Origin of the sequence: Desulfobacter curvatus DSM 3379 (genome assembly GCF_000373985.1) — a bacterium.
Lineage (GTDB): Bacteria > Desulfobacterota > Desulfobacteria > Desulfobacterales > Desulfobacteraceae > Desulfobacter > Desulfobacter curvatus.
The window spans coordinates 32,616-51,906 of sequence record NZ_KB892957.1 but is presented as its reverse complement, the minus strand read 5'-3'; the positions used below and the strand labels follow the sequence as shown (position 1 = coordinate 51,906).

Genomic DNA, 19,291 nt, shown 5'->3' with positions numbered 1-19,291 from the left:
GCAATCAGGTTCTTTTTTATATGAAAGTCTCAATAAGTCGTTGAATTATTTTCATTGTTTGTTGTGGGGTGAGCCTGGGTGTTGATAGACCAGGCCGACCCATGGCCGTTATTTGGAATTTTAAGAAAAGAATAAGGCTGACCTCAATGAATATTTCTGATCCTGTTTTAGCTCCACAAGATTCGGTACTTGGGCCCGCAGAAATCACAATGAAAAAAGGCCCGGAGGACCTATGTGCCCCCCGGGGAGCGGATACCCTATGACCACGTGCCCGCGCCGCCCTTTTACTGTCGTCAGTGAACTGCCCAACCGGATGCGGCTGAAAGGACGATTCCTGCGGGACCCGGATCTGGACCCCGATTACCTGGAAGCTACCCTGGAGACCATTCCGGGTGTTGAATCCACTCGCTTGAACGGCAGGGCCTCTTCAGCCATTGTCAGGTATGATGGCCGGGTAGAAACAAGGGCTGCCGTATTCGGGTGCATCCAGGACTTGCCCTTGGATGTGTTCAACGGGAAAAACGACAGAAAATCGCCTCCTTCGCTTTTAAATCTCTCGGTGAAAGGGATGTTGTCTCTTGCCTGTTTTTTTCTGCCTGCATTATTTGCCGCACCCCTGGCTCTGGTCCTGTCCGCGCCTGTGATCCTGGACGGCCTGATTTGTCTTTGGAACGGAAAGCTTAAAGTAGAAGTCCTGGACGCGGCAGCCGTGTCGTTTTCCCTGTGGCGGCGGGATTATTTTACAGCCACTGCCATTGTGACCCTGCTTGCCCTGGGAGAATATTTTGAAAAAATCAGTGAAACAAAAACCACGGGACTGCTTAAGAGCCTGTTAAAACCCCAGACCGACAAAATCTGGATAGAAAAAGACGGCCAGGAGATTCAGATTCCCTTTGAAGACGCGGGCATTGGCGACCGGGTGGTTTGCGGGCCCGGTGAAATGATTCCCCTGGACGGCCGGGTGGTGGACGGAGAGGCTGCCATTAATCAAAGTTCAGTGACAGGGGAATCTGTGCCCGTCCATGTCAAGCCTGGCGATGATGTTATTTCAGGTTCTGTTATTGAGGAGGGACGCATTATTTTTGAGGCCGTCCGTGTGGGTGCGGAAACTTCCGTGGCAAGGATTTCAAAATTTTTGGAAGACTCGTTGCGGTATGAATCCGATTCCCAGAAGAAAAGTGATGAACTGGCAGATAAGCTGGTGCCACTTACCTTTGGTCTGGGTGTCGGCCTGTTTGCCCTGACCCGGGATTTTGAAAAAGCGGCTGCCGTGCTTACCGTGGATTACTCCTGCGTAATCAAGTTGTCCAGTCCTGTTGCGGTGCGCGTGGCCATGCACACCGCAGCCATTCAGGGTGTGCTGCTTAAAGGTGCCCAGGCCGTGGACAGTCTGGCCAGGATGGATACGCTTGTATTTGATAAAACCGGTACCCTGACCCGGGGTGAACTTCAGGTGACGGATGTGTTCAGTGCACAAGGCCTGGATGATGACCAGCTCCTTGTGCTGGCCGCCTCTGCAGAAGAACATTATGCCCACCCCGTGGCTGCAGCCGTGGTGGGTGCGGCCCGGGACAGGCGGCTTGCGCTTTCTCCCACCAGCCAGGTGGACTTTATCGTGGCCCACGGGGTCTCTGCCTATATTGATGATCTTAATGTTCTTGTGGGCAGCCGGCATTTTATAGAAGATGACGAGGGTATTGATTGCTCAGGTGCGGATGAGGCGGCGCTTGCTTTCCAGAAAGAGGGAAAAAGCTTGCTCTATGTGGCCCGGGAGGGAAAGCTTGAAGGCGTTTTAGGACTGCGGGACGAGCTTCGGCCCGAAGCGTCGGAAGTGCTTGCCGGACTTAAGGCCGCCGGCATTAAAAAAATTATCATCCTCACCGGAGACACGGAGCGCACAGCCAATGCCTTGGCTGCTTTCCTGCCGGATGTGGATGAGGTGTATGCCGAACTCCGGCCCGAGGATAAAGCCGATATTGTGGCCCGGCTCAAGGAGGAAGGCTGTATCCTGGGCTTTACCGGAGACGGGGTGAACGATGCCCCGGCCCTGGTGTCTGCCCATGTGGGGATTTGTCTGCCCTCCGGTGCGGACCTGGCCAAGGAGTCTGCCCAGGTAATCCTGCTCAAGGAAGATTTGAACAGCCTGCTTACGGCCCGGCTGATTGCCCTGCGCTGCCAGGAAACCATAAAGCAGACCTTTGTTTCTGCGGTGTCCTTTAATTCCTCCTTTTTATTGCTGGCCTCCCTGGGATGGCTTCGTCCTGTGGCCGCAGCAATCCTTCATAATGTATCTACGTTAGGAATTATAGGATATGCAGGAATGAGGGAAAAACAGCTTATTGAATTTTAAAAGAGGAAAAAATGTACTCGTCATTGCTTGATGCACCGGTAAATACAGAACTTGTACTGCTCCAGGTCACCAATCCTGTCCTGGAAAAATGGATGCAACGCATGGGGCTGTTTACCGGCGGGCACATTATCCGGCATGCCGAAGATTTTAATTTTAATTCTGTCCGGGTGCACGGGGAAAATGGCGACGTAGTTATTCCGGCAGGCATGGTTATGAAGCTTTATATCCACCTGGAATCCGGGGAAAAAATTCCCTTACACCAGATGAAAAAAGGCCAGGAAGGCCATGTGGAGATTCATTCCGGTGGCCGGTTTATTGAAAAGGCCCTGGCGCGTTTAGGCCTTCCCGTGGACGGCAATATCCGTTTTATCCGCTCTTTACCCCATATGGATTACCTGGTTCTGATCAACCGGCGGGAAAGAACCCGGCTGTCCGAAGGGGAGGCCGCAAGGATATGGGGACATTATCCGGGAGAGGATTCCACCCAGTTTTACTTTGCCAAAAAAGACCTTGATTTTGAGATTAAGGAAGTGATGGGTGGACCCAGGGGTGTTAAACACCTGGAAACCCACGGGGTGGCTGTTGGTGAAAAATTGACGCTGGAATCCCTTGACCAGGCCAATTCCCTGCAGGGACACGGGCCGGCAAATGCACCTGTTACCATATCAAGTCCGGGCGGACTGCGCCTTTTTCTAACACCTGAAAAGGCCGGCGCAGTCATAGTCCGGACTGCACAATGACTTTTTTTATAAGAAAGTCTCAAGCAACCAACTGGATTCTTTCTATCTTTGTTGTAGGCCGAAGCCTGTGTGTAGATAGACCAGGTCGGCCCACGGCCGTTAGTTTGATACTGTGTTGGCCTCTGTCCTTGCTTCTTCCCACAGTGTACCATATTTTTCTTTGGCTTTTCCCAGACCTTGGGAGACACCTTTCTGGGTTTTATAAACCGCTTTCATGGCTCCTTTGATAACCCGGTCAGACAGACTGGTTTTGGCAATATCCTCTTCCGTATTTTTACCGGCTTTTTTACCTGCTTTATAGGTAAGATAGCCTGCAGCACCGAGAACAACCCATCCTAGGGGGTGTGCGACGACTGGTACATTCATGATTTTTCTCCTTTATCTGTTGTTTTTGCCTTATCCTCTGTGCCCGGTGTGCCCGGAACTTCCGTAATCCGGGAAGCGGCAGCTTCGTCCTGTCCCTTTTTCTTGCCTGCTTTGTAAAGGGCATATCCGCCTACGCCGAGTACGATCCAGCCAAGGGGGGATGCTGTCAATGGCAGATAAAACATAACACGCTCCTTAATATGAGAATTTGTGTTAACCATGGGAAAAAATCATAGATATATAATTCCCATGCTCTTTAGTATAAGCTTGAAAGACTTTTTTGTCAACTATTTAAATTTATTGGGTATTTTAATTTGAGCTAACTTGGAGTATAAAAAAATTCAATGTTCGTAATTGCTAGGTTTATTTTAGATAACATGTGAAAAACTTATTTGCTTACTTTTCCGAAGATCAAGTAGTTTCAATGGCGTGTTAACAAAATATTAACATGTTGTGAAATGTGCCGGATCCACACACTTTTTTGTCAGGCTTTAGGCTTGTCAGGTGCAGCCGGCACTTTTTTAGCTTTTTTTTCGGAATGGTATAGAAAATGGTGCCACAGGGCAGAGCCCGCAAGCAACACCCCGGCACCGGTATGGATATTTTTCACTGTTTTGTTTCTTTTTAAAAAGGGTGCTGTGATCACCGCGACACCTAAACTGGCTGTCATAGTGATTTTGGCAAATTCTTTTTTTATTTCAGGATCTATTTTTTCTGACATTTCTTCTTTTTCTTCGTTTGATGGTTTTCTGTGTCCCTTTTCCGGTTTCCACTGCCAACGCACAGGTCAGAATAGTTGCCAGCCCGCAGGCTATAGGTATAAAAGGTGCCATTTCTCCTCCTGGAAAACAATTGAATATTCTTATGATTTTATCAGTAGCCGATATTAGTTCAGACTAATTTTATAGTCAACAAATAATTTTATATGTAGAGATATATTTTAAATAGCAGCTCAGAAATAATTAATTTAATAAAATTAATTTGAATTGCATTAAAAGTTTGTAATGACTAACGAGCTGTGATAGGTTGGCAACTCAAAATAAACAATTCAAACGAAGAAACCTATGAATGAAAAAATAAACAGCAATTCCCAGGCAATAACCCGAAGCCTGTTGAAAAAGAACGGCATCCGGGTAAGGCAGTTCATCTCCGGAAGGATACGGGTGCAGGTTGCGTCCTGCCGGCAGAACAAGCACAAGGCATCCTGGATGCATAAAGTTATGAACCGTCAGGTAGGGGTGACACTGGTAGACGTCCGCGTCCCGAGCGGGTCGGTCATTATTCTGTTTGATCCACGCAAAACAGATCTTGGCAGCCTGATTCCGGCTGTTCTGGCCCAGGTGTCTCATCCCGTGACTTTTCCCAATGACGACCCTGCCGATGCCGATGGCCTGACATGTACGGACTGCCTGTGCGACGCCCATGAAGACTCATCCTTTCCGACCAAGGCCAGGCGGGTGACATGGCTTACTTCTGTGATGATTTTTGCTTTGGTTCGAAAATGGATATTCGGCCTGGCTTTGGCCCAGAATCCGTTAAGTTTTCTGGGGGTAGCCGCCATTGCCGGCACCGTACCTTTGATCAAAGAAGCAGTCAAAGATACTGCAGAGAAGAAAAAAGTCACGGTGAAACCCTTTCTGGCTGCAGGGTCTGTTGCCACGATCCTGATGGGAGAAGCCTTTTCCGCCATCCAGATCCTGTGGATTTATAATGTGGCTGAACTTACCGAAGATTATGTGGCCCAGCGGTCCAGAAAAGCCATTCGAAACATATTGGAAGTTGCCCCGGCTACTGCCTATGTGATGCGGGACGGCATGGAGGTTGAGACAGCTGTGGCCGACATCCGCCCCGATGATGTGGTGGCAGCCCATACCGGGGAAAAGATCCCGGTGGACGGCACCATTCTTGACGGGGACGCCTTGGTGGACGAAGCTACCATTAACGGCCGCTCGGAAGCCGTGTTCAAGGATATCGGAGACAAGGTCTATGCCGGCACCATTATTTCCCAAGGCACCCTGTTCATCCGTACCGTGAAAACCGGCCAGGATACCTATCTTGCCGGCATCATGCGCATGGTGGAAGACTCCCTGGCCAATAAAGCCCCGGCTGAGCAGAAGGCGGACGAATTGGCGGAAAGGCTGCTGAAAATCGGATTGGCAGCCACGGCAGCCACCCTGGCCCTGACCCTGGACCCCCTGCGGGCCCTGACCGTCATGCTGGTGATGTCCTGCCCATGCGCCACGGTCCTTGCCGCTTCCTCGGCAGTCACCGCAGCCCTGGCCAATGCCGCTAAAAACTCCATCCTCATCAAAGGCGGTCTTTATCTTGAAACCGTGGGCAAAACCGATGTCTATTGCTTTGACAAGACCGGTACCCTGACCCAGGATCTGCCCCGGATCATGACCATTGTCGGCAGGACCCCGTCCATTTCCGAAGATGCAATCCTCTCTTTGGCTGCCACGGCCGAGTCCCATAACCAGCACCCCATGGCCCGGGCCATCCTGGCTGAAGCCGAGAAGCGCAATTTGTCTGTTCAGGCCCATGCGGTTTGCGAATTTAAGGCCGGCCGGGGGGTGTCATGCAATATCGGCTGTGAGGAAGTGGTCCTGGTGGGCAACCGGCAGTTCATGGTGGAGCATGAGGTGGATCTGCGCTGGTTTGATAAAAAATCGGCCGCACAAAGGGCGCTTGGCCGCACCGTTATCTTTGTATCCAAAAACGGCAGTGCCACAGGTATGATGGGTATTGCCAACCCCATCCGGCCCGAGGCTGTGGCGGTATTGAATGATCTTAAAGCCGACGGCGTCAAGACCATTCACCTGGTCACCGGTGACAACAAGGAAGTGGCCCAAACCATGATGGATATCTTCCCCTTTGATGACTGCAGAGCCCCGCTGCTCCCCGAAGAAAAGGCAGACCGGGTGGCGGAACTGCAAAAAGACCACCGGGTGGTTATGGTGGGCGACGGGGTGAACGATGCCCTGGCCCTGGCCCGGGCCGATATTGGTGTGGCCATCGGGGCCGGCGGCGCAGAAGTGGCTCTGGAAGCGGCTGACATCGCCCTTGCCGATGCCAACCTGGAAGGCTTGATAAAAGTGCGGAATTTAAGCCACCAGACCATGAAGGTTATTGATCAGAATCATTATTTTGCGATATCGACTGACCTGGGGGGGGCGGCGCTGGGCATGCTCGGATTGCTCTCCCCGGTTATGGCCGGCATGATTCATATCTTCCATACTGCCGGCATTTTAGTCAATTCCAGCCGTCTTTTATCCTGGGAGTTGCCGTGCAAACCCATGGGCGGCAGTGCCAAAGACAAGGCGCAACAAAATAACATAAACATTAAGGCCGCTAACCCATCTGAAAAAAAAGAAGATCAGTATGAATTGTGCAGTTGAAGATTATAGATTAACCGGAAATTATGATGTGGGTTTTACGGCGTATGCACCGTTGCATACCTTTAAAGGCTGGACCCGTCAGGACGTTGAGGCCCAAATTGGTATAAATTTCGACACCGCCACCATTTCATATGCCAGGGCCAGAGCGCAAACCTGCTGTTTTGACACTGGTTTTGACGATCGAAACAAGGCTATGGCCGATTATATGCAAATCGAAAAATATCCTGAGTCAAGTATTGAACTGACCGAAGTAAAGGCGTTTACCCGGCTGGATGATACCCGTTTGCAAATAGACGCCCTGGCTGTCCTGGAATTTATGGGGCAACGCCGCCAACTGCCCGTAAATTTTTTTATTACCCGGAATGGCAGTGGATTTTCCATTGGCCTGGATTTTAAATGGTCATTTAAAGCCTATGGTCTTAAGGCCCCCAGACTTTTGTTTCTTACGGTCAGAGATATTGTGGATATTTCGGGTAAAGGTGAATTTGTCCCAATGAACTCTGCCGGTTAGATGAATTTTGAAAATAATGTTTTTGTCAAATAGATAGTTAGGTTCTTTTAATGCTCACATCCCTTTCAGGAGAGATACATGGAAACCCATGACCATCCGTCGCCGGTGGATGCGGCCGTGCCCCATGGGCCGTCGGCCGCCGAAACCGAAAATATGACAGCCCGGGCTTCCGGCACTGCCTTCGTTTCACCGGAACCGGCCACCCAGGCCATGCCTGGCCAGCCCCCCGAAAGTCAGGCCCAGTCGTCACCCGCAGATGCGGCCCAGGCCGCATCCGTAGATTCGTTTGCCCGGACAGCGATTCCAAATCAGCAGGGCCAGACCGTTTCGCAGTCCCCCCAGGCCCAGGCAGCCGGACAGCAGGCCCAGTTTCAGCCCAATGTGATTATGGACCCGGCCACGGGTCAGCTGTACTATGCCATGCCCCAGGGCCAACCCGTACAGCCGCCGCCCCAGAACGGCCAGTATGTTTATTATTATACGGCCCCACCCGAACAGACACCTGAACCTCACCAGCCTGATTACGCCCAGATTATCAAGTCTGTTGAGAATTTTGCCGAAGGTGATGCCTCGGTGGCGGATGTGGTGAAAACCCTGTGGACAGAGACAGCCCAGGACGATCAGTTTTGGAAAGGGGCTGTTGTGGGGGCCGCAGCCGCTGTCCTTTTGACCAGTCAAACCGTACGTGGGGCCATGGGTAAAACCTTTGGCGGCCTTTTTGGAAAAAATGCGGCAGATGCTGCAGCCTCGCCTTCCCCTGACCCTGACGTTGATCCGAATACGAAATAGAGAAATATAAAAGGAGTTTAATTATGGAAAACGCTTCCTCAGCCAATCATACACCTGCCTACCAGACCACACCGTTGCACCAATACAGCGCGGTCCAGGTTCATCCGGTACAGACCTATCCGGCAAAATCCGCAGCATCTGCGGTCACTGCATCAAAAACCGCAAGTGCAGGCATCTTCGGATTTATTGTTGTTTCCACGGGTACCATGGGGGCCAATCTCAACAAGGTTTCCGCCGGTGAGATGACTTTTGGCCAGGCCGCCGGAGACAGCCTGGCCAAAGGGGCCATGGGCGGTACGGCAGCCGCCTGCGCAACCGCTGCAGCCACCAGCCTGACCAACGGCGGGGTTGCCGGTTTAGCCGTTACTCTTGTAGCTGCCACAGGTGTTAGTTATATGATTAACCGTATTCTTTCTTAAAGAGGATCCTTGATATGAGTTATTACGTTGACCCCAATACCCAGCAAATGTATTACCAGGCCCCGGCCCAGAGCCAACAGAATGCAACGGAACCGGCCGCCGCAGCCGAGCCCAAGGTGTATGCCGTACCCCAGAATTACGCAGCTCAGCAGGCCCCGCCTGCAACGTCCACTTTTTTAGGCCTTGATGCCGGTTCGGCCACCTTCTGGAAGGGTGCTGTTCTCGGTGCGGGCGTGGCCCTTCTGGTGACCAGTGAAACCGTGCAGAAAGCAGTGGTTAAAACCGTTTCCAGAGGTATGGCTGCTGCATCCGCCGGTGTTGAAGAACTCAAGGAAAAGTTTGAAGACGCCAAGGCAGAGGTGGAAGCCGAAGCTGCAGGCAAAAAATAACAAGCACAAATAACCATGGAAAGCACGGAAGAACACAGAAATGAGTCTGATTTTTACTGATCAATTTTGGCAGTCACTCAAAAAGTACAGGTTGATCGCTTGGCACCGAAATTTTCAGTGCTTTCCGTGTCTTCCGTGGTGGTAAACAGGATATGAAATATAAACTCAGGCAGGCCGCACCGTTCAGGACCCGGATTCAGTTCCCGGGCCTCAGGCACCGGCCTGCCTGTTGTGCCTATGTTCAAAAGCGGTTAGGTGAACTGGATGGCTGTGAACTTGTGACGGTCAGGCCGGCCTCCGGTTCCATTGTTCTGGTTCACCCCCAGGGTCCCCCGGACCTGCAGGGTGTTATTGATCTTGTTTTTTCTTTCAAGCCTGGCTTTGATGAAATGTCAGCAGCCCAAACTAAGGCTGTTCCAACCTTACACAGATCAAGTGACACAGCCTTTCACGTATCCGGTTCCACACTTTTACTTTCCGGCGTATATATCGGCTGGCTTATGCTCAAGCGGGTTTTTGCGCCTGTACCGGCCGCCGGAACCCTTGCAGCCCGGCTGATTAGTCTGCCCGGCCTTTTGGCGATGTGGCTGGCCATGCCTATCCAGCGTCAGGCGGTTGAGAATTTAAAAAATACCGGCCGGGTGGACATGAGTTTTATCTCCACGGGCCTGCTTTATGTTTCTCTTTTCACCGGCAACTTTCTGACAGCCCTGGCCGTGGCTTGGCTGTATAACCTGTCAGGGTGGATGGAATCCAGAATCCGGGAGCATACCCGAAAAGCCGTCAAGGATATGCTTACAGGCCGGCAGACCCATGCCTGGAAGCTTGTGGACGGTGTGGAAGTCCGGGTGGACGCAGACACGTTAACGCCGGGTGACACCATTGTCCTAAGCCACGGCAATACCGTGCCCGTGGACGGCCGGGTGATTAAGGGCACGGTCCTGGTGAACGAGTCCGCCATGACAGGGGAGAGCATGCCTGTTGTTAAAGTCCAAGACCAGGCTGTTCTGGCCGGAACCCTGGTGGAAGACGGGTATGCCTGGGTAATTGTTGAAAAGACCGGGGACCAGACCCGGATGGCTGCCATTATCAGGCTCATTGAGTCTGCCAGTACCGATTTAGGAGAAATGGGACGGGCCAGCCTGAAAATTTCCCAGTACATGGTGCCGCTATCCTTAACCCTTGCCGGGGCGGCCTTTTTCATGACCGGTTCTCTGTTTCTGGCCATTGCCACCATGATGGTGACCTGTCCCTGTGCCCTGCGTCTCTCTTCGTCCACGGCCGTATCTGTAGCCATGGGGCAGGCCGCGGCCCAGGGAATTTTAATCAAAGGCGGTTCCCATGTGGAAACCGCAGGTCGGGTGAATACCCTGGTGCTGGATAAAACCGGCACCCTGACACAGACGGCGGCCCGGGTCACCCGGGTGCGGAATGTGGACAGGCGATACAAAGAAGAGACGATTTTAAAACTGGCTGCGGCTGCCCTTGGCCCCTTGAATCACCCCCTGAGCCGGGCTGTGGTTTTAAAAGCCCATGAGCTCGGGCTTGAATTTCCGGCCTGTGAGGCCAGAAAAATGGTTGTGGGGCAGGGTGTGGAGGCCAGGGTGCAAACCGGGACCGGCGTTAAAACCCTTTTTGCCGGATCAAGAAAATTCATGACGGCCCAAGGCCTTCAGCCTCCTGATACCGAATCACCGGCCCGTCCGGGAGGCAAAGATGCCCGGTCCGATTCCATTGTTTTTTTAGCCCTTGAAAATCATATTTTGGGCTGTATCCATGCGACCCATGTGATGCGGTCCGATGCCGGCCCGGACACCATTGCACGGTTGCAAAGCCTTGGTATTTCCCAGATTGTGCTGCTTACCGGAGATACCCGGGAAGGCACCAGTGAGCTTATTGGGCAATTCTCTTTTGATGAGGTGCGCTGGGGGATGTCTCCCGAAGATAAGGCTTATTGGATTGACCGGAAGAAGGAAGAAAATCCCGGTGCCGTGATTGCCATGGTCGGAGACGGAATCAACGATACCCCGGCATTTTCACGGTCCCATTTAAGCTTTGCCGTGGGTGACGCCGGAGAGGATTTGACCCTTGAATGCGCTGATATTGTGCTCCAGCAGGGCGGGCTTGACAAGGTGGCGCAGAGTCTGGAATTAGGCCAACACGCCCTGTCCGTGATCCGGGAAAGCTATGCCTTGGCCATCGGGCTGAACAGTGTGACCCTGATGCTGATGCTTTCAGGCATTCTTTCTCCCTTTGCCGGTGCATTGATTCATAATCTGATCACCCTGGGTGCGGTGACCAATGCAGCCCGGCCGCTGACGCGCCAGGACCGGCCGGGAGCCCCGCCGGAGTTCCCAATGGCTGAATCTGCGGCCGGAAAAGAAAAATAGAGGTCAACAAACTTAAAGATTGAGAGGTAAACATGCCAGGACCTAAAAGAAGACAACACCGCGAGGGAAACTGCAATATGCTCAGGAGCATCAAACCCGGACGGCGGGCCAAAATCCGCTGCCACCATGCCAAAGGAGCGGTGCGTCAGCGCCTTCTGGACCTGGGGTTTGTCCCGGAAACTGAAGTTGAGGTGATCCGCAAGGCGCCGCTAGGCGATCCCATTGAATGCTGTGTGGCCAATTATACAGTCGCACTGAGGAAATCTGAAGCCGACCTCATTGAGGTCGAATCTGACTAACAGCCTTGGGCTGGCTTGAGATATCAACACTCAGGCTCAACCCACAATGAATGTTGAAAGATCTGTGTAGGTTATACATATCTTTCATATAAAAACAGTTGTCCATGGATACAGAGAAACAAATGATAAATGAAACCCCTGATCCAGGTCCGGAAAAACTTTTGGTGGGCCTGGCCGGCCAGCAGAACGCCGGCAAATCAACCACATTTAATATGCTTACCGGGGCCAACCAGCACATTGCCAACTACCCCGGTGTTACCGTTGATAAAAAAACCGGTTTCTACCGCCACCGGGGAGTTCGGGTGGAAACCGTGGACCTTCCCGGTACCTATAGTCTGACCTCTTTTTCCCTTGAAGAGCGTGTGGCAAGGGATTTTTTGATTTCGGAAAAGCCTGATGTCATTGTCAACGTGGTGGATGCCTCTTCCTTGAAACGCAGTCTTTATTTCACCTTTCAGGTGCTGGAAATGGGCTTTCCCGTAGTGGTCGCCCTGAACATGATGGATGTGGCCAAACGCAACGGGACCCATGTGGACGTATCTGCTCTGGAGCATCGCCTGGGGGTCAGCGTCATCCCTACAATAGGCCGCAAGCGCCAAGGCAAAACTGAATTGAGAGATGCTATTTGGGATACGGCGAACCGTAAAGCCCATAATCCCCTTTGCATTAGCTATGAAGAACTTGAGCCGGCTGTGGAGAGCCTTAAAAATCGGCTGGATGAGAGTACACTGACCGAAAACTACCCCACCCGGTGGCTGGCCGTCAAACTCCTTGAGGGCGACAGCGAAGCCGAGCGTATTGCCGGTGAATATCTTGGAAAGCAGTGCGAAGAACTAAAAATGGCCGCCAGGATCCGCCAGGACTTTGAAGAAGACCATTACTTGAATGTCCCTGACTACATGGTGGGCTGCCGGGACCGTCTGGCAACAGATATCATCAACACCTGCGTCACGGAAACCAAGGACGGCCGGGACCGGGTTACCGAAACCATCGATAAAATTGTTCTGAATCGGTTTGCCGCTCCCATTTTCCTCATTGCCACGGTATTTGTGATTTACCAACTTTCCATTGTGAAAGGGTATGAGCTTACGGTCTACTGGTGGCCCATTTTAGCAAAATTGCGGGCTATGATTGCCGGTGTGCTGCCCTCCGCCGGTATCCTGGAGGATCCGTATGTCCGGTCCATGGGGCTGTGGATGGTGGATTCGGCCAATGCCCTTCTCAACTATATCCCTATTTTTTTGATATTGTTTTCCCTCATCGCCATCCTTGAGGACAGCGGATACATGGCCAGGATCGCCTTTATTCTGGACAAGCTGTTTCATTCTTTTGGTCTTCACGGCCAGTCCACACTGCCCTATATTTTGGGCGGTGTGTTTGCAGGGGGGTGTGCCGTCCCCGGGGTTATGTCCACCAAGGGGATACCGGACGAACGGTCCCGCATGGCCACTATCCTTACCGTACCCTATATGAACTGTCTGGCAAAGATCCCCTTTTATACCCTGCTCATCAATGTGTTTTTTGCCCCGTACAAATCCTGGGCCATGCTTTTTTTATCCACGGTGACGATTTTTGTCGCTCTTCTTGTGGCCAAGCTTTTGACCTCCACAGTGCTCAAATCCATGGAAACCGCACCCTTTGTCATGGAACTGCCTAAATATCATCCCCCGACGCTGTTCGGCGTGGGGCAGCGGGCTATTGAGCGGACCTGGCAGTACATCAAAAAGGTCGGATCAATTGTGGTAGCCGTCTCCGTCTGCGTATTCACCCTGCTGCAGTTCCCGGGTATTTCAGATGAAAAGCAGGTTTATTTTGAAGGTGAAATGACCAAAGCTGTGGGCACCTTTCAGACAAAGATCGCCCAGACCCAATATGCGGACCGGTTTAAGGATGAAGCTGCTTTGGTGACGATGATCAACGTGTACAACGATTTTAAAACCGCACAGCTGAACACAAAAGGGGCACAAGCTTCCAAGGCCCTATCCGATAAATTCAAAGCCAATTACCCGGAACATTTTAAATTCATCAAACCCCAAAAGGATAAGGACGCCAAAAAAGTGAACAAGGCCCTGCGCGGACTGGTCTCCACGCGTAAATCCTTGCGACGCCAGATCAAGGAAGCACAGATTGAAACAAGCTTCCTTGGCATGGTGGGCCGCTCCCTGGAACCTGTTACCCAGTGGGCCGGATTCAACTGGAAGATCAATGTGGCCATTCTTTCCTCCTTTGCGGCCAGGGAATCCTCGGTGGCCACCATCGGTGTGCTTTACCAGCAAGGGGCTGATGACAACAAAAGCCTTGAAGACCGTATGGAGGCCGAGGCAGGAGAGGGAGGATTTTCTCCCCTGCACGCCCTGGCCATCATGGTCTTTTTTGCCCTGTACCCGCCCTGTCTGGCGACAACCATCATGATCAAGGTGCAGACCGGTTCTTACAAATGGATGGTCTTTTCCATGTTTTTTCCCACTACTTTAGGGTTTATCACGGCCTGCCTGATCTACACCGGCGGCAGCGTCTTAAATCTTTCCGGTATCCAGATGATGGGCGTGTTCTACGCCGCGGTAGTCCTCACAACCGTGTGTACGGGCCTGTTTAAATCCTGGAAACGAAAACCAGGGCCCCTGCCCGATCTTCGCCAGGAGCCACACCCGCTGTAGTTTTACGAACGGCCTGCTCCGGCCTGGGATATAAGAGTTCGGAAAAAAAAGCTCCCATTTTGCTTTTAATAATAAAAATTCGAAGCAAATGGGGGCTTTTTTTCGAGTCCCTAAAAGATTAGAAAGCCGCATTCCGTATATTTGAAGCAATGCACCTGTCCGTAATGTGTAATGTCGCATTTAGGCAACTTTTCGTCCAACCATGGGATTTGGCTTATGCACTGTCTGATGTTGCGTTGGACTCTGTTTTTGCCTCTGCCTACAGGGTTCCGCATTTTTCTTTGGCTTTTTTCAGGCTTTCGGAGACACCTTTCTGGGTTTTATAAACCGCTTTCATGGTCCCTTTGACAACCCGGTCGGACAGGCTGGCTTTGGTAATATCTTCTTCCGCCTTTTTTCCTGCTTTTTTTCCTGCTTTATAGGCAAGAAAGCCTGCGCCACCGAGAATAACCCATCCTATAGGATGTGCAACGATTGGTACACTCATTATTTTTCTCCTTTCGCGGTTGTTTTTTTTTTAAGGGGCTGTAATCACTGCAACACCTAAACTGGCTGTCATGGCGATTTTGGCAAATTCTTTTTTTATTTCACGATCTATTTTTCCTGGCATTTTTTCGTTTTCTTTGTTTGATGGTTTTTGGCGTCCTTTAAAGTCAATAATATTTTATGCCGTCAGACAAAAAACGGCTGCAGATTTTAAGATCTGCAGCCGTTATAATTTCAGGCAGTTTTATGTGTATAATTTTTTTTACTTAGAATGAGATTGCCCAAGCGGCACCGAAGTAGAGCGTTTCGTTTTGGCCCGCCTCTCTCTCGTCAATCATGCCTACTTCAGGCGTAACTGTAACACCCGGGGCCAGTGTAATAGCAGCCTGCAGGTAGTAAGACTGGGCAATATTACTTTCGTTTCCGGTCCAGGCATTATCATCAATTTCATCGTGGATATAACCATAACCGGCTTCAAGGGTGAGCATGTCATTAACGTTGAAAATCACACCAATGGTACCACCAATGGATTCACAATCGTAAACATTATTACCGTTATATATGGCCAGGCCTTCGTATCCAGTGGCAGTACCGGTAGCCAGGTTGCCTATATTCTGCCCCCATACAAAGGTAGCAAATACACCCAATGCACCAAAGTTCAACTGTGAACCAAGGCCAATCGCGTAGGCATCAATATCTTCGTTATCATCAATTTCAAAGGTGTTATAACCACCAGATACCTGGGCCTCACCCTTATCAAATTCTGCTTTGTAACACAGGGCGATCATGGGGATTACAGCTTGAGTCTCATAAGTATCTGCATTGTTGTTTAATTCATCCACAGCAACCCATGCGTCTTTTTCGGGATTTATCAGAGCAATGGAAAAACCACCGAAAGTCAATTTCAGTTGGGTAATCTCGCTCTGGTCAAAATCACCGAATCCACCAAGACCAAGATCTTCTTCTTCCCCGGCCACAAGTTGGTTGGAGTAAGCAACATTGATTGGGGAAAGCGCCCTGCCAACAGTCAGGATACCGGAACCAAAATCCCATTCACCATATAGCAGAACGATATCAGCCACGCCATCCGCTGTACCATATTCAAAACCAGCAGTCAGTTCATCGGACACTTTTACCTCGGCACCAATTGCGGCGGCTTCATACAGACCTTCAGCAAACTGAGTATGGCCGTCGTCACCATCAATTTCATCGGTTTCGGACCAAACTGTGTAAATCATGGCTTCCCCGTAAAAATTCCATTCTGCTGCATACGCAGAACCTGCCACCAGCGCGAGCACCAAAGCCGCTGCAATAATTTTTTTCATCTTTTTCTCCTTTTAAAATTTATTTACTGCCTGAAATCAGATGCCTGTTAAAATCAGGATACCAAATTAGTTTCCTCTTACTCGATGATTAGGTTTTAATGCTATTCTAATAATCTCAGTAAGTTGTGGCGTTGGCTTAAAAAGTAATTCTAAGCTAACTACAGTTTGAGATTGTATTTTTTTCATATCATCGAAAGTTTGTCAAGTTGTGTATGAAAATATAGAGTTGGATTGTTATGTTTAGGCAGGAGCAATTTTAAAAAATTTGGAATCCGAGTGGAGCATGATATGGGTTTCAGTGGCCTCTATGCCCTCAATATTGCTCAACCCTTCTTCAAATATAAAAACATTGAGTTCTTTGATTGAATCGGCCAGCACCTCAACAAAAATATCGTATTTGCCCGTGGTGACCCATACGGCGTTGACATTGGACAGGGCCATGATTTCCTTAACGGCTTTGGCATGGTGGCTCCGCTTGATGTTTATGCCTAGAATGGCTGCCACTTTATTGGACATGGCAAAGGGATTGACCCGGGCTTCAAGCTTGAGAATGCCTTGCTGGATCAGGCGGTTGACCCGGTTGCTCACCGTGCCTTCGGCTACGCCCAGTTCTTTGGCAATACTTTTATACGATTTACGGGCATCTTCCTGAAGAGCCAGTATAATTTGAATTTCAAGTTCATCCAGGCTCCCGTCTACCAATGTCATGATATTGTCACTCCTTGCCGGCAAGTTGAGATTCCGTATCTATATAGTAAAAACATTGGCCATGATCAAGACACTTGTTTTTCAACCCAGGGTGGCGGCATTTTTAATTTTGTCTACTGTTTTAGCATCGTTATCTGGTTTTAGGTTATAGCTTTTGGGAATGATGTCTGATTCTTTTACATTCTGGAAAGAGAATTGGCAAAGATTTAAAAAATGTTGAAACAATTTGACAGGGCAATAACGCCCCATGTCTTGTATGCCTAAGGGGATAGGGTCGCAGCTATTATAAGGGCATAAAAGATGCATTTATTTATGAAGGGAACATATGAAATCCCGGTCAAAGTCGGGCAAAAAGTTTGCCGGTCAGTGACGGGTATAACTGCTGAACGATTAAAGATTTTGAAAGTGAGGAGCCCATGCCTGATAGACCAAGAATTCTTATTGTCACCCCGGAGGTGACTTATCTGCCCGAAGAAATGGGATCATGCGCAGGCTATTCTGCTAAGGCCGGTGGCTTGGCCGATGTTTCAGCCGCCCTGATCAGTGCTTTGTTTGAGCTGAATTGCGATGTCCATGTGGCCATTCCGGATTATCGTTCCATCTATCATGATTATTCCACCGAAAAGCATGACCGGGAGGTGGAAAAAATTAGGCAATGCCTGAACGAGGAGCGGATTCATTTTGCCGCTGACCGGGCGTTCCTTTATAAAGAGAAGGTATATTCAGGTAGTTATAAAACAAATCTAAAGGTGTCCCTGGCATTTCAGCGGGAGGTGATCAATAACATCATCCCCAGAATAAAACCGGATATTATTCACTGCAACGACTGGATGACAGGCCTGATCCCGGCCATGGCAAGGCAGCATGGAATTCCCTGCCTGTTTTCCATTCACAATATTCATACCATGACCTCCACCTTGGCCGAGATAGAGGATCGGGGGATTGATGCCGCATCCTTCTGGCAATGGCTTTATTTCAAACGGCCGCCTGAAAGTTATGAGGAAAGCCGGGAATTTAACCAGGTGGATTTTCTTTGCTCAGGCGTATTTTCAGCCCATTATGTGAATACGGTCAGTCCGGCGTTTTTGAAGGAGATCGTTGAAAACCGGCATCCTTTTGTGGACCATGCGCTTCAGGTCGAACTTACCCACAAATGGGAGGCCGGTTGCGCTACGGGTATTTTGAATGCGCCGGAACCCGAATTCAACCCGGCAGTGGATGAAATGATCCAGTTTAATTACGGGCCGAAAAATCATCGCGAGATGAAACAAAAAAACAAGGCCTTTCTCCAGGAAGCTGTTGGCCTTGAACAAAATCCGGACGCCCCTTTGTTTTTCTGGCCTTCCCGTCTGGACCCGGTCCAAAAAGGTTGTCAACTTTTGGCCCGGATTATGTACGAGACCATATCACGCTACTGGGAGACCGGGATTCAGATCGTCTCCGTGGCAGACGGAGAATATTATAAGCATTTTAAAGATATCGCTATGTTCCACGATTTAAAGCATCGGATAGGCGTTATAGGGTTTGACGAACAACTCTCTCACCAGGCATTTGCCGGAAGTGATTTTGTTTTTATGCCCTCTTCCTTTGAACCCTGCGGCCTTCCCCAGATCATCGGGGCCATTTACGGCACCCTGCCCATTGTATTTGACACCGGAGGCCTCCATGACACCGTAAACCCCCTTGACCTGGAACGTTCAACCGGCAACGGTTTCGTCTTCACCTTTTACGATGCCCAGGGGCTGAGCTGGGCTGTGGATCAGGCCATGAATTTTTTTGCCCTTGATCCGGATGAAAGAGAAGTTCAGATCCGGCGGATCATGATTGAGTCCGTCACGGAATTCAACCACAGCCGCTGTGCTGAAAGCTATATTGGCCTGTATGAGAAAATGATTAAACGGCCTTTCATTGTATGGCCCTAAATGGACATTGTGGCCGGCAACCGGGCGTTAAGATCGTCCACGTTTAGAAATTTATTCGCGATTGACACAAAGCTTCAGGCAAATTGCATGCGATGCCCTGGGGGTTTGAACAAGATGTTGACACAGCTATTTTAAAAAATTAAAATAAATCCGTTGGTTTAGCTCCCATGTTTTCATATCATATTAAAAATATTTCGGAGGGCGTCATGTTTACCAAACAATACCTTAAAACCAAAGATGTGTGCAGGGTCAGATTTAAAGTGCAGAAAAAAGTGATCGGTACAGCGGAAAAAGTTAATCTGGTTGGCGATTTCAACGATTGGGATGAAAAGGTCGGCACCATGAAAAAACTCAAAAGCGGGGATTTCTCTGCGGTCCTTGACCTTGAGCTGGATAGGTCCTACCAGTTTCGTTACCTGGTGGATGACACCCGCTGGATCAATGATGAAAGCGCCGATATTTATCTGCCGTCTCCCTTTCATGGGGAAGATAATTCGGTGATTACGATCTAGATTTTCCGGCAATTAAAGGCCCTATGGGCC

19 protein-coding genes are annotated in these 19,291 nt (G+C 50.1%); 12 read left to right on the top strand and 7 right to left on the bottom strand.

Annotated elements, in window-relative coordinates; translation table 11 throughout:
- The first annotated feature begins 259 nt into the window (after positions 1 to 259).
- Complete coding sequence (locus B147_RS0105865; RefSeq protein WP_020586303.1) at positions 260 to 2,350, top strand: heavy metal translocating P-type ATPase; 2,091 nt, start codon at positions 260 to 262, stop codon at positions 2,348 to 2,350.
- Between the two features lie 11 nt (positions 2,351 to 2,361).
- Entirely contained in the window at positions 2,362 to 3,090 is a 729-nt protein-coding gene (locus B147_RS0105860) for a ferrous iron transport protein A (RefSeq protein ID WP_020586302.1), read from the top strand.
- A 99-nt stretch (positions 3,091 to 3,189) separates the two neighbouring features.
- Here B147_RS0105860 and B147_RS0105855 read toward each other — a convergent pair whose 3' ends face one another.
- From B147_RS0105855 to B147_RS33125, 4 genes are all read right to left on the bottom strand, one after another.
- On the bottom strand, positions 3,190 to 3,456 hold the full coding sequence (locus B147_RS0105855; RefSeq protein ID WP_020586301.1) for a hypothetical protein: 267 nt from the start codon (positions 3,454 to 3,456) through the stop codon (positions 3,190 to 3,192).
- A complete protein-coding gene (locus tag B147_RS0105850) occupies positions 3,453 to 3,641 on the bottom strand; it encodes a hypothetical protein (RefSeq protein ID WP_020586300.1) in 189 nt (62 codons plus the stop codon). The genes B147_RS0105855 and B147_RS0105850 overlap by 4 nt, the downstream gene beginning before the upstream one ends.
- Before the next feature lie 299 nt (positions 3,642 to 3,940).
- Positions 3,941 to 4,177: a hypothetical protein gene (locus B147_RS0105845; RefSeq protein ID WP_026259535.1), complete on the bottom strand. Its 237-nt coding sequence runs from the start codon at positions 4,175 to 4,177 to the stop codon at positions 3,941 to 3,943.
- Entirely contained in the window at positions 4,155 to 4,289 is a 135-nt protein-coding gene (locus B147_RS33125) for a hypothetical protein (RefSeq protein WP_281167874.1), read from the bottom strand. Before B147_RS33125 ends, B147_RS0105845 begins: the two co-directional genes overlap by 23 nt.
- 231 nt (positions 4,290 to 4,520) lie before the next feature.
- On the opposite strand from B147_RS33125, the gene B147_RS27575 reads away from it, so the two are divergent.
- The 8 genes from B147_RS27575 to feoB all read left to right on the top strand — a co-directional run bounded on the left by B147_RS27575 (position 4,521) and on the right by feoB (position 14,308).
- Positions 4,521 to 6,854 carry a heavy metal translocating P-type ATPase gene (locus tag B147_RS27575; RefSeq protein WP_020586298.1) on the top strand — a complete coding sequence of 778 codons (2,334 nt, stop codon included), beginning with the start codon at positions 4,521 to 4,523 and terminating at the stop codon, positions 6,852 to 6,854.
- Entirely contained in the window at positions 6,838 to 7,365 is a 528-nt protein-coding gene (locus B147_RS0105835; RefSeq protein ID WP_020586297.1) for a YceI family protein, read from the top strand. The genes B147_RS27575 and B147_RS0105835 overlap by 17 nt, the downstream gene beginning before the upstream one ends.
- Positions 7,366 to 7,443: 78 nt before the next feature.
- Positions 7,444 to 8,154, top strand: coding sequence for a hypothetical protein (locus B147_RS0105830; RefSeq protein WP_020586296.1), 711 nt, complete (start codon positions 7,444 to 7,446; stop codon positions 8,152 to 8,154).
- Positions 8,155 to 8,177: 23 nt separating this feature from the next.
- Complete coding sequence (locus tag B147_RS0105825; protein WP_020586295.1) at positions 8,178 to 8,573, top strand: magnetosome protein MamC family protein; 396 nt, start codon at positions 8,178 to 8,180, stop codon at positions 8,571 to 8,573.
- Positions 8,574 to 8,587: 14 nt separating this feature from the next.
- Positions 8,588 to 8,962 (top strand): hypothetical protein, encoded by a 375-nt coding sequence (locus tag B147_RS30085; RefSeq protein ID WP_020586294.1) that lies wholly within the window; start codon positions 8,588 to 8,590, stop codon positions 8,960 to 8,962.
- Positions 8,963 to 9,114: 152 nt separating this feature from the next.
- Positions 9,115 to 11,352 carry a heavy metal translocating P-type ATPase gene (locus tag B147_RS0105815; protein WP_020586293.1) on the top strand — a complete coding sequence of 746 codons (2,238 nt, stop codon included), beginning with the start codon at positions 9,115 to 9,117 and terminating at the stop codon, positions 11,350 to 11,352.
- Positions 11,353 to 11,429: 77 nt separating this feature from the next.
- Entirely contained in the window at positions 11,430 to 11,651 is a 222-nt protein-coding gene (locus B147_RS0105810) for a FeoA family protein (protein ID WP_020586292.1), read from the top strand.
- Positions 11,652 to 11,773: 122 nt separating this feature from the next.
- Entirely contained in the window at positions 11,774 to 14,308 is a 2,535-nt protein-coding gene (feoB, locus tag B147_RS0105805) for a ferrous iron transport protein B (protein ID WP_020586291.1), read from the top strand.
- A gap of 259 nt (positions 14,309 to 14,567) precedes the next feature.
- Here feoB and B147_RS0105800 read toward each other — a convergent pair whose 3' ends face one another.
- The 3 genes from B147_RS0105800 to B147_RS0105785 form a co-directional block, all read right to left on the bottom strand.
- Entirely contained in the window at positions 14,568 to 14,795 is a 228-nt protein-coding gene (locus B147_RS0105800) for a hypothetical protein (RefSeq protein ID WP_020586290.1), read from the bottom strand.
- A gap of 265 nt (positions 14,796 to 15,060) precedes the next feature.
- Positions 15,061 to 16,119: a porin gene (locus B147_RS0105790; protein ID WP_020586288.1), complete on the bottom strand. Its 1,059-nt coding sequence runs from the start codon at positions 16,117 to 16,119 to the stop codon at positions 15,061 to 15,063.
- Between the two features lie 240 nt (positions 16,120 to 16,359).
- Positions 16,360 to 16,827, bottom strand: coding sequence for an Lrp/AsnC family transcriptional regulator (locus B147_RS0105785; RefSeq protein ID WP_020586287.1), 468 nt, complete (start codon positions 16,825 to 16,827; stop codon positions 16,360 to 16,362).
- A gap of 416 nt (positions 16,828 to 17,243) precedes the next feature.
- Here B147_RS0105785 and B147_RS0105775 point away from each other — a divergent pair, with 416 nt between their 5' ends.
- Complete coding sequence (locus B147_RS0105775; protein ID WP_020586285.1) at positions 17,244 to 18,749, top strand: glycogen synthase; 1,506 nt, start codon at positions 17,244 to 17,246, stop codon at positions 18,747 to 18,749.
- A gap of 206 nt (positions 18,750 to 18,955) precedes the next feature.
- The gene (locus B147_RS0105770) at positions 18,956 to 19,261 is read left to right on the top strand and encodes an isoamylase early set domain-containing protein (protein WP_026259534.1); all 306 of its coding nucleotides are present in this window, start codon (positions 18,956 to 18,958) and stop codon (positions 19,259 to 19,261) included.
- The last annotated feature ends 30 nt before the right edge of the window (positions 19,262 to 19,291 follow it).

What these genes read in the sequence shown, in the direction of transcription:
- B147_RS0105865 (WP_020586303.1), top strand. Translation starts at nt 260, where the DNA reads ATGACCACGTGCCCGCGCCGCCCTTTTACTGTCGTCAGTGAACTGCCC.
- B147_RS0105860 (WP_020586302.1), top strand. Translation starts at nt 2,362, where the DNA reads ATGTACTCGTCATTGCTTGATGCACCGGTAAATACAGAACTTGTACTG.
- B147_RS0105855 (WP_020586301.1), bottom strand. Translation starts at nt 3,456, where the DNA reads ATGAATGTACCAGTCGTCGCACACCCCCTAGGATGGGTTGTTCTCGGT.
- B147_RS0105850 (WP_020586300.1), bottom strand. Translation starts at nt 3,641, where the DNA reads ATGTTTTATCTGCCATTGACAGCATCCCCCCTTGGCTGGATCGTACTC.
- B147_RS0105845 (WP_026259535.1), bottom strand. Translation starts at nt 4,177, where the DNA reads ATGTCAGAAAAAATAGATCCTGAAATAAAAAAAGAATTTGCCAAAATC.
- B147_RS33125 (WP_281167874.1), bottom strand. Translation starts at nt 4,289, where the DNA reads ATGGCACCTTTTATACCTATAGCCTGCGGGCTGGCAACTATTCTGACC.
- B147_RS27575 (WP_020586298.1), top strand. Translation starts at nt 4,521, where the DNA reads ATGAATGAAAAAATAAACAGCAATTCCCAGGCAATAACCCGAAGCCTG.
- B147_RS0105835 (WP_020586297.1), top strand. Translation starts at nt 6,838, where the DNA reads ATGAATTGTGCAGTTGAAGATTATAGATTAACCGGAAATTATGATGTG.
- B147_RS0105830 (WP_020586296.1), top strand. Translation starts at nt 7,444, where the DNA reads ATGGAAACCCATGACCATCCGTCGCCGGTGGATGCGGCCGTGCCCCAT.
- B147_RS0105825 (WP_020586295.1), top strand. Translation starts at nt 8,178, where the DNA reads ATGGAAAACGCTTCCTCAGCCAATCATACACCTGCCTACCAGACCACA.
- B147_RS30085 (WP_020586294.1), top strand. Translation starts at nt 8,588, where the DNA reads ATGAGTTATTACGTTGACCCCAATACCCAGCAAATGTATTACCAGGCC.
- B147_RS0105815 (WP_020586293.1), top strand. Translation starts at nt 9,115, where the DNA reads ATGAAATATAAACTCAGGCAGGCCGCACCGTTCAGGACCCGGATTCAG.
- B147_RS0105810 (WP_020586292.1), top strand. Translation starts at nt 11,430, where the DNA reads ATGCTCAGGAGCATCAAACCCGGACGGCGGGCCAAAATCCGCTGCCAC.
- feoB (WP_020586291.1), top strand. Translation starts at nt 11,774, where the DNA reads ATGATAAATGAAACCCCTGATCCAGGTCCGGAAAAACTTTTGGTGGGC.
- B147_RS0105800 (WP_020586290.1), bottom strand. Translation starts at nt 14,795, where the DNA reads ATGAGTGTACCAATCGTTGCACATCCTATAGGATGGGTTATTCTCGGT.
- B147_RS0105790 (WP_020586288.1), bottom strand. Translation starts at nt 16,119, where the DNA reads ATGAAAAAAATTATTGCAGCGGCTTTGGTGCTCGCGCTGGTGGCAGGT.
- B147_RS0105785 (WP_020586287.1), bottom strand. Translation starts at nt 16,827, where the DNA reads ATGACATTGGTAGACGGGAGCCTGGATGAACTTGAAATTCAAATTATA.
- B147_RS0105775 (WP_020586285.1), top strand. Translation starts at nt 17,244, where the DNA reads ATGCCTGATAGACCAAGAATTCTTATTGTCACCCCGGAGGTGACTTAT.
- B147_RS0105770 (WP_026259534.1), top strand. Translation starts at nt 18,956, where the DNA reads ATGTTTACCAAACAATACCTTAAAACCAAAGATGTGTGCAGGGTCAGA.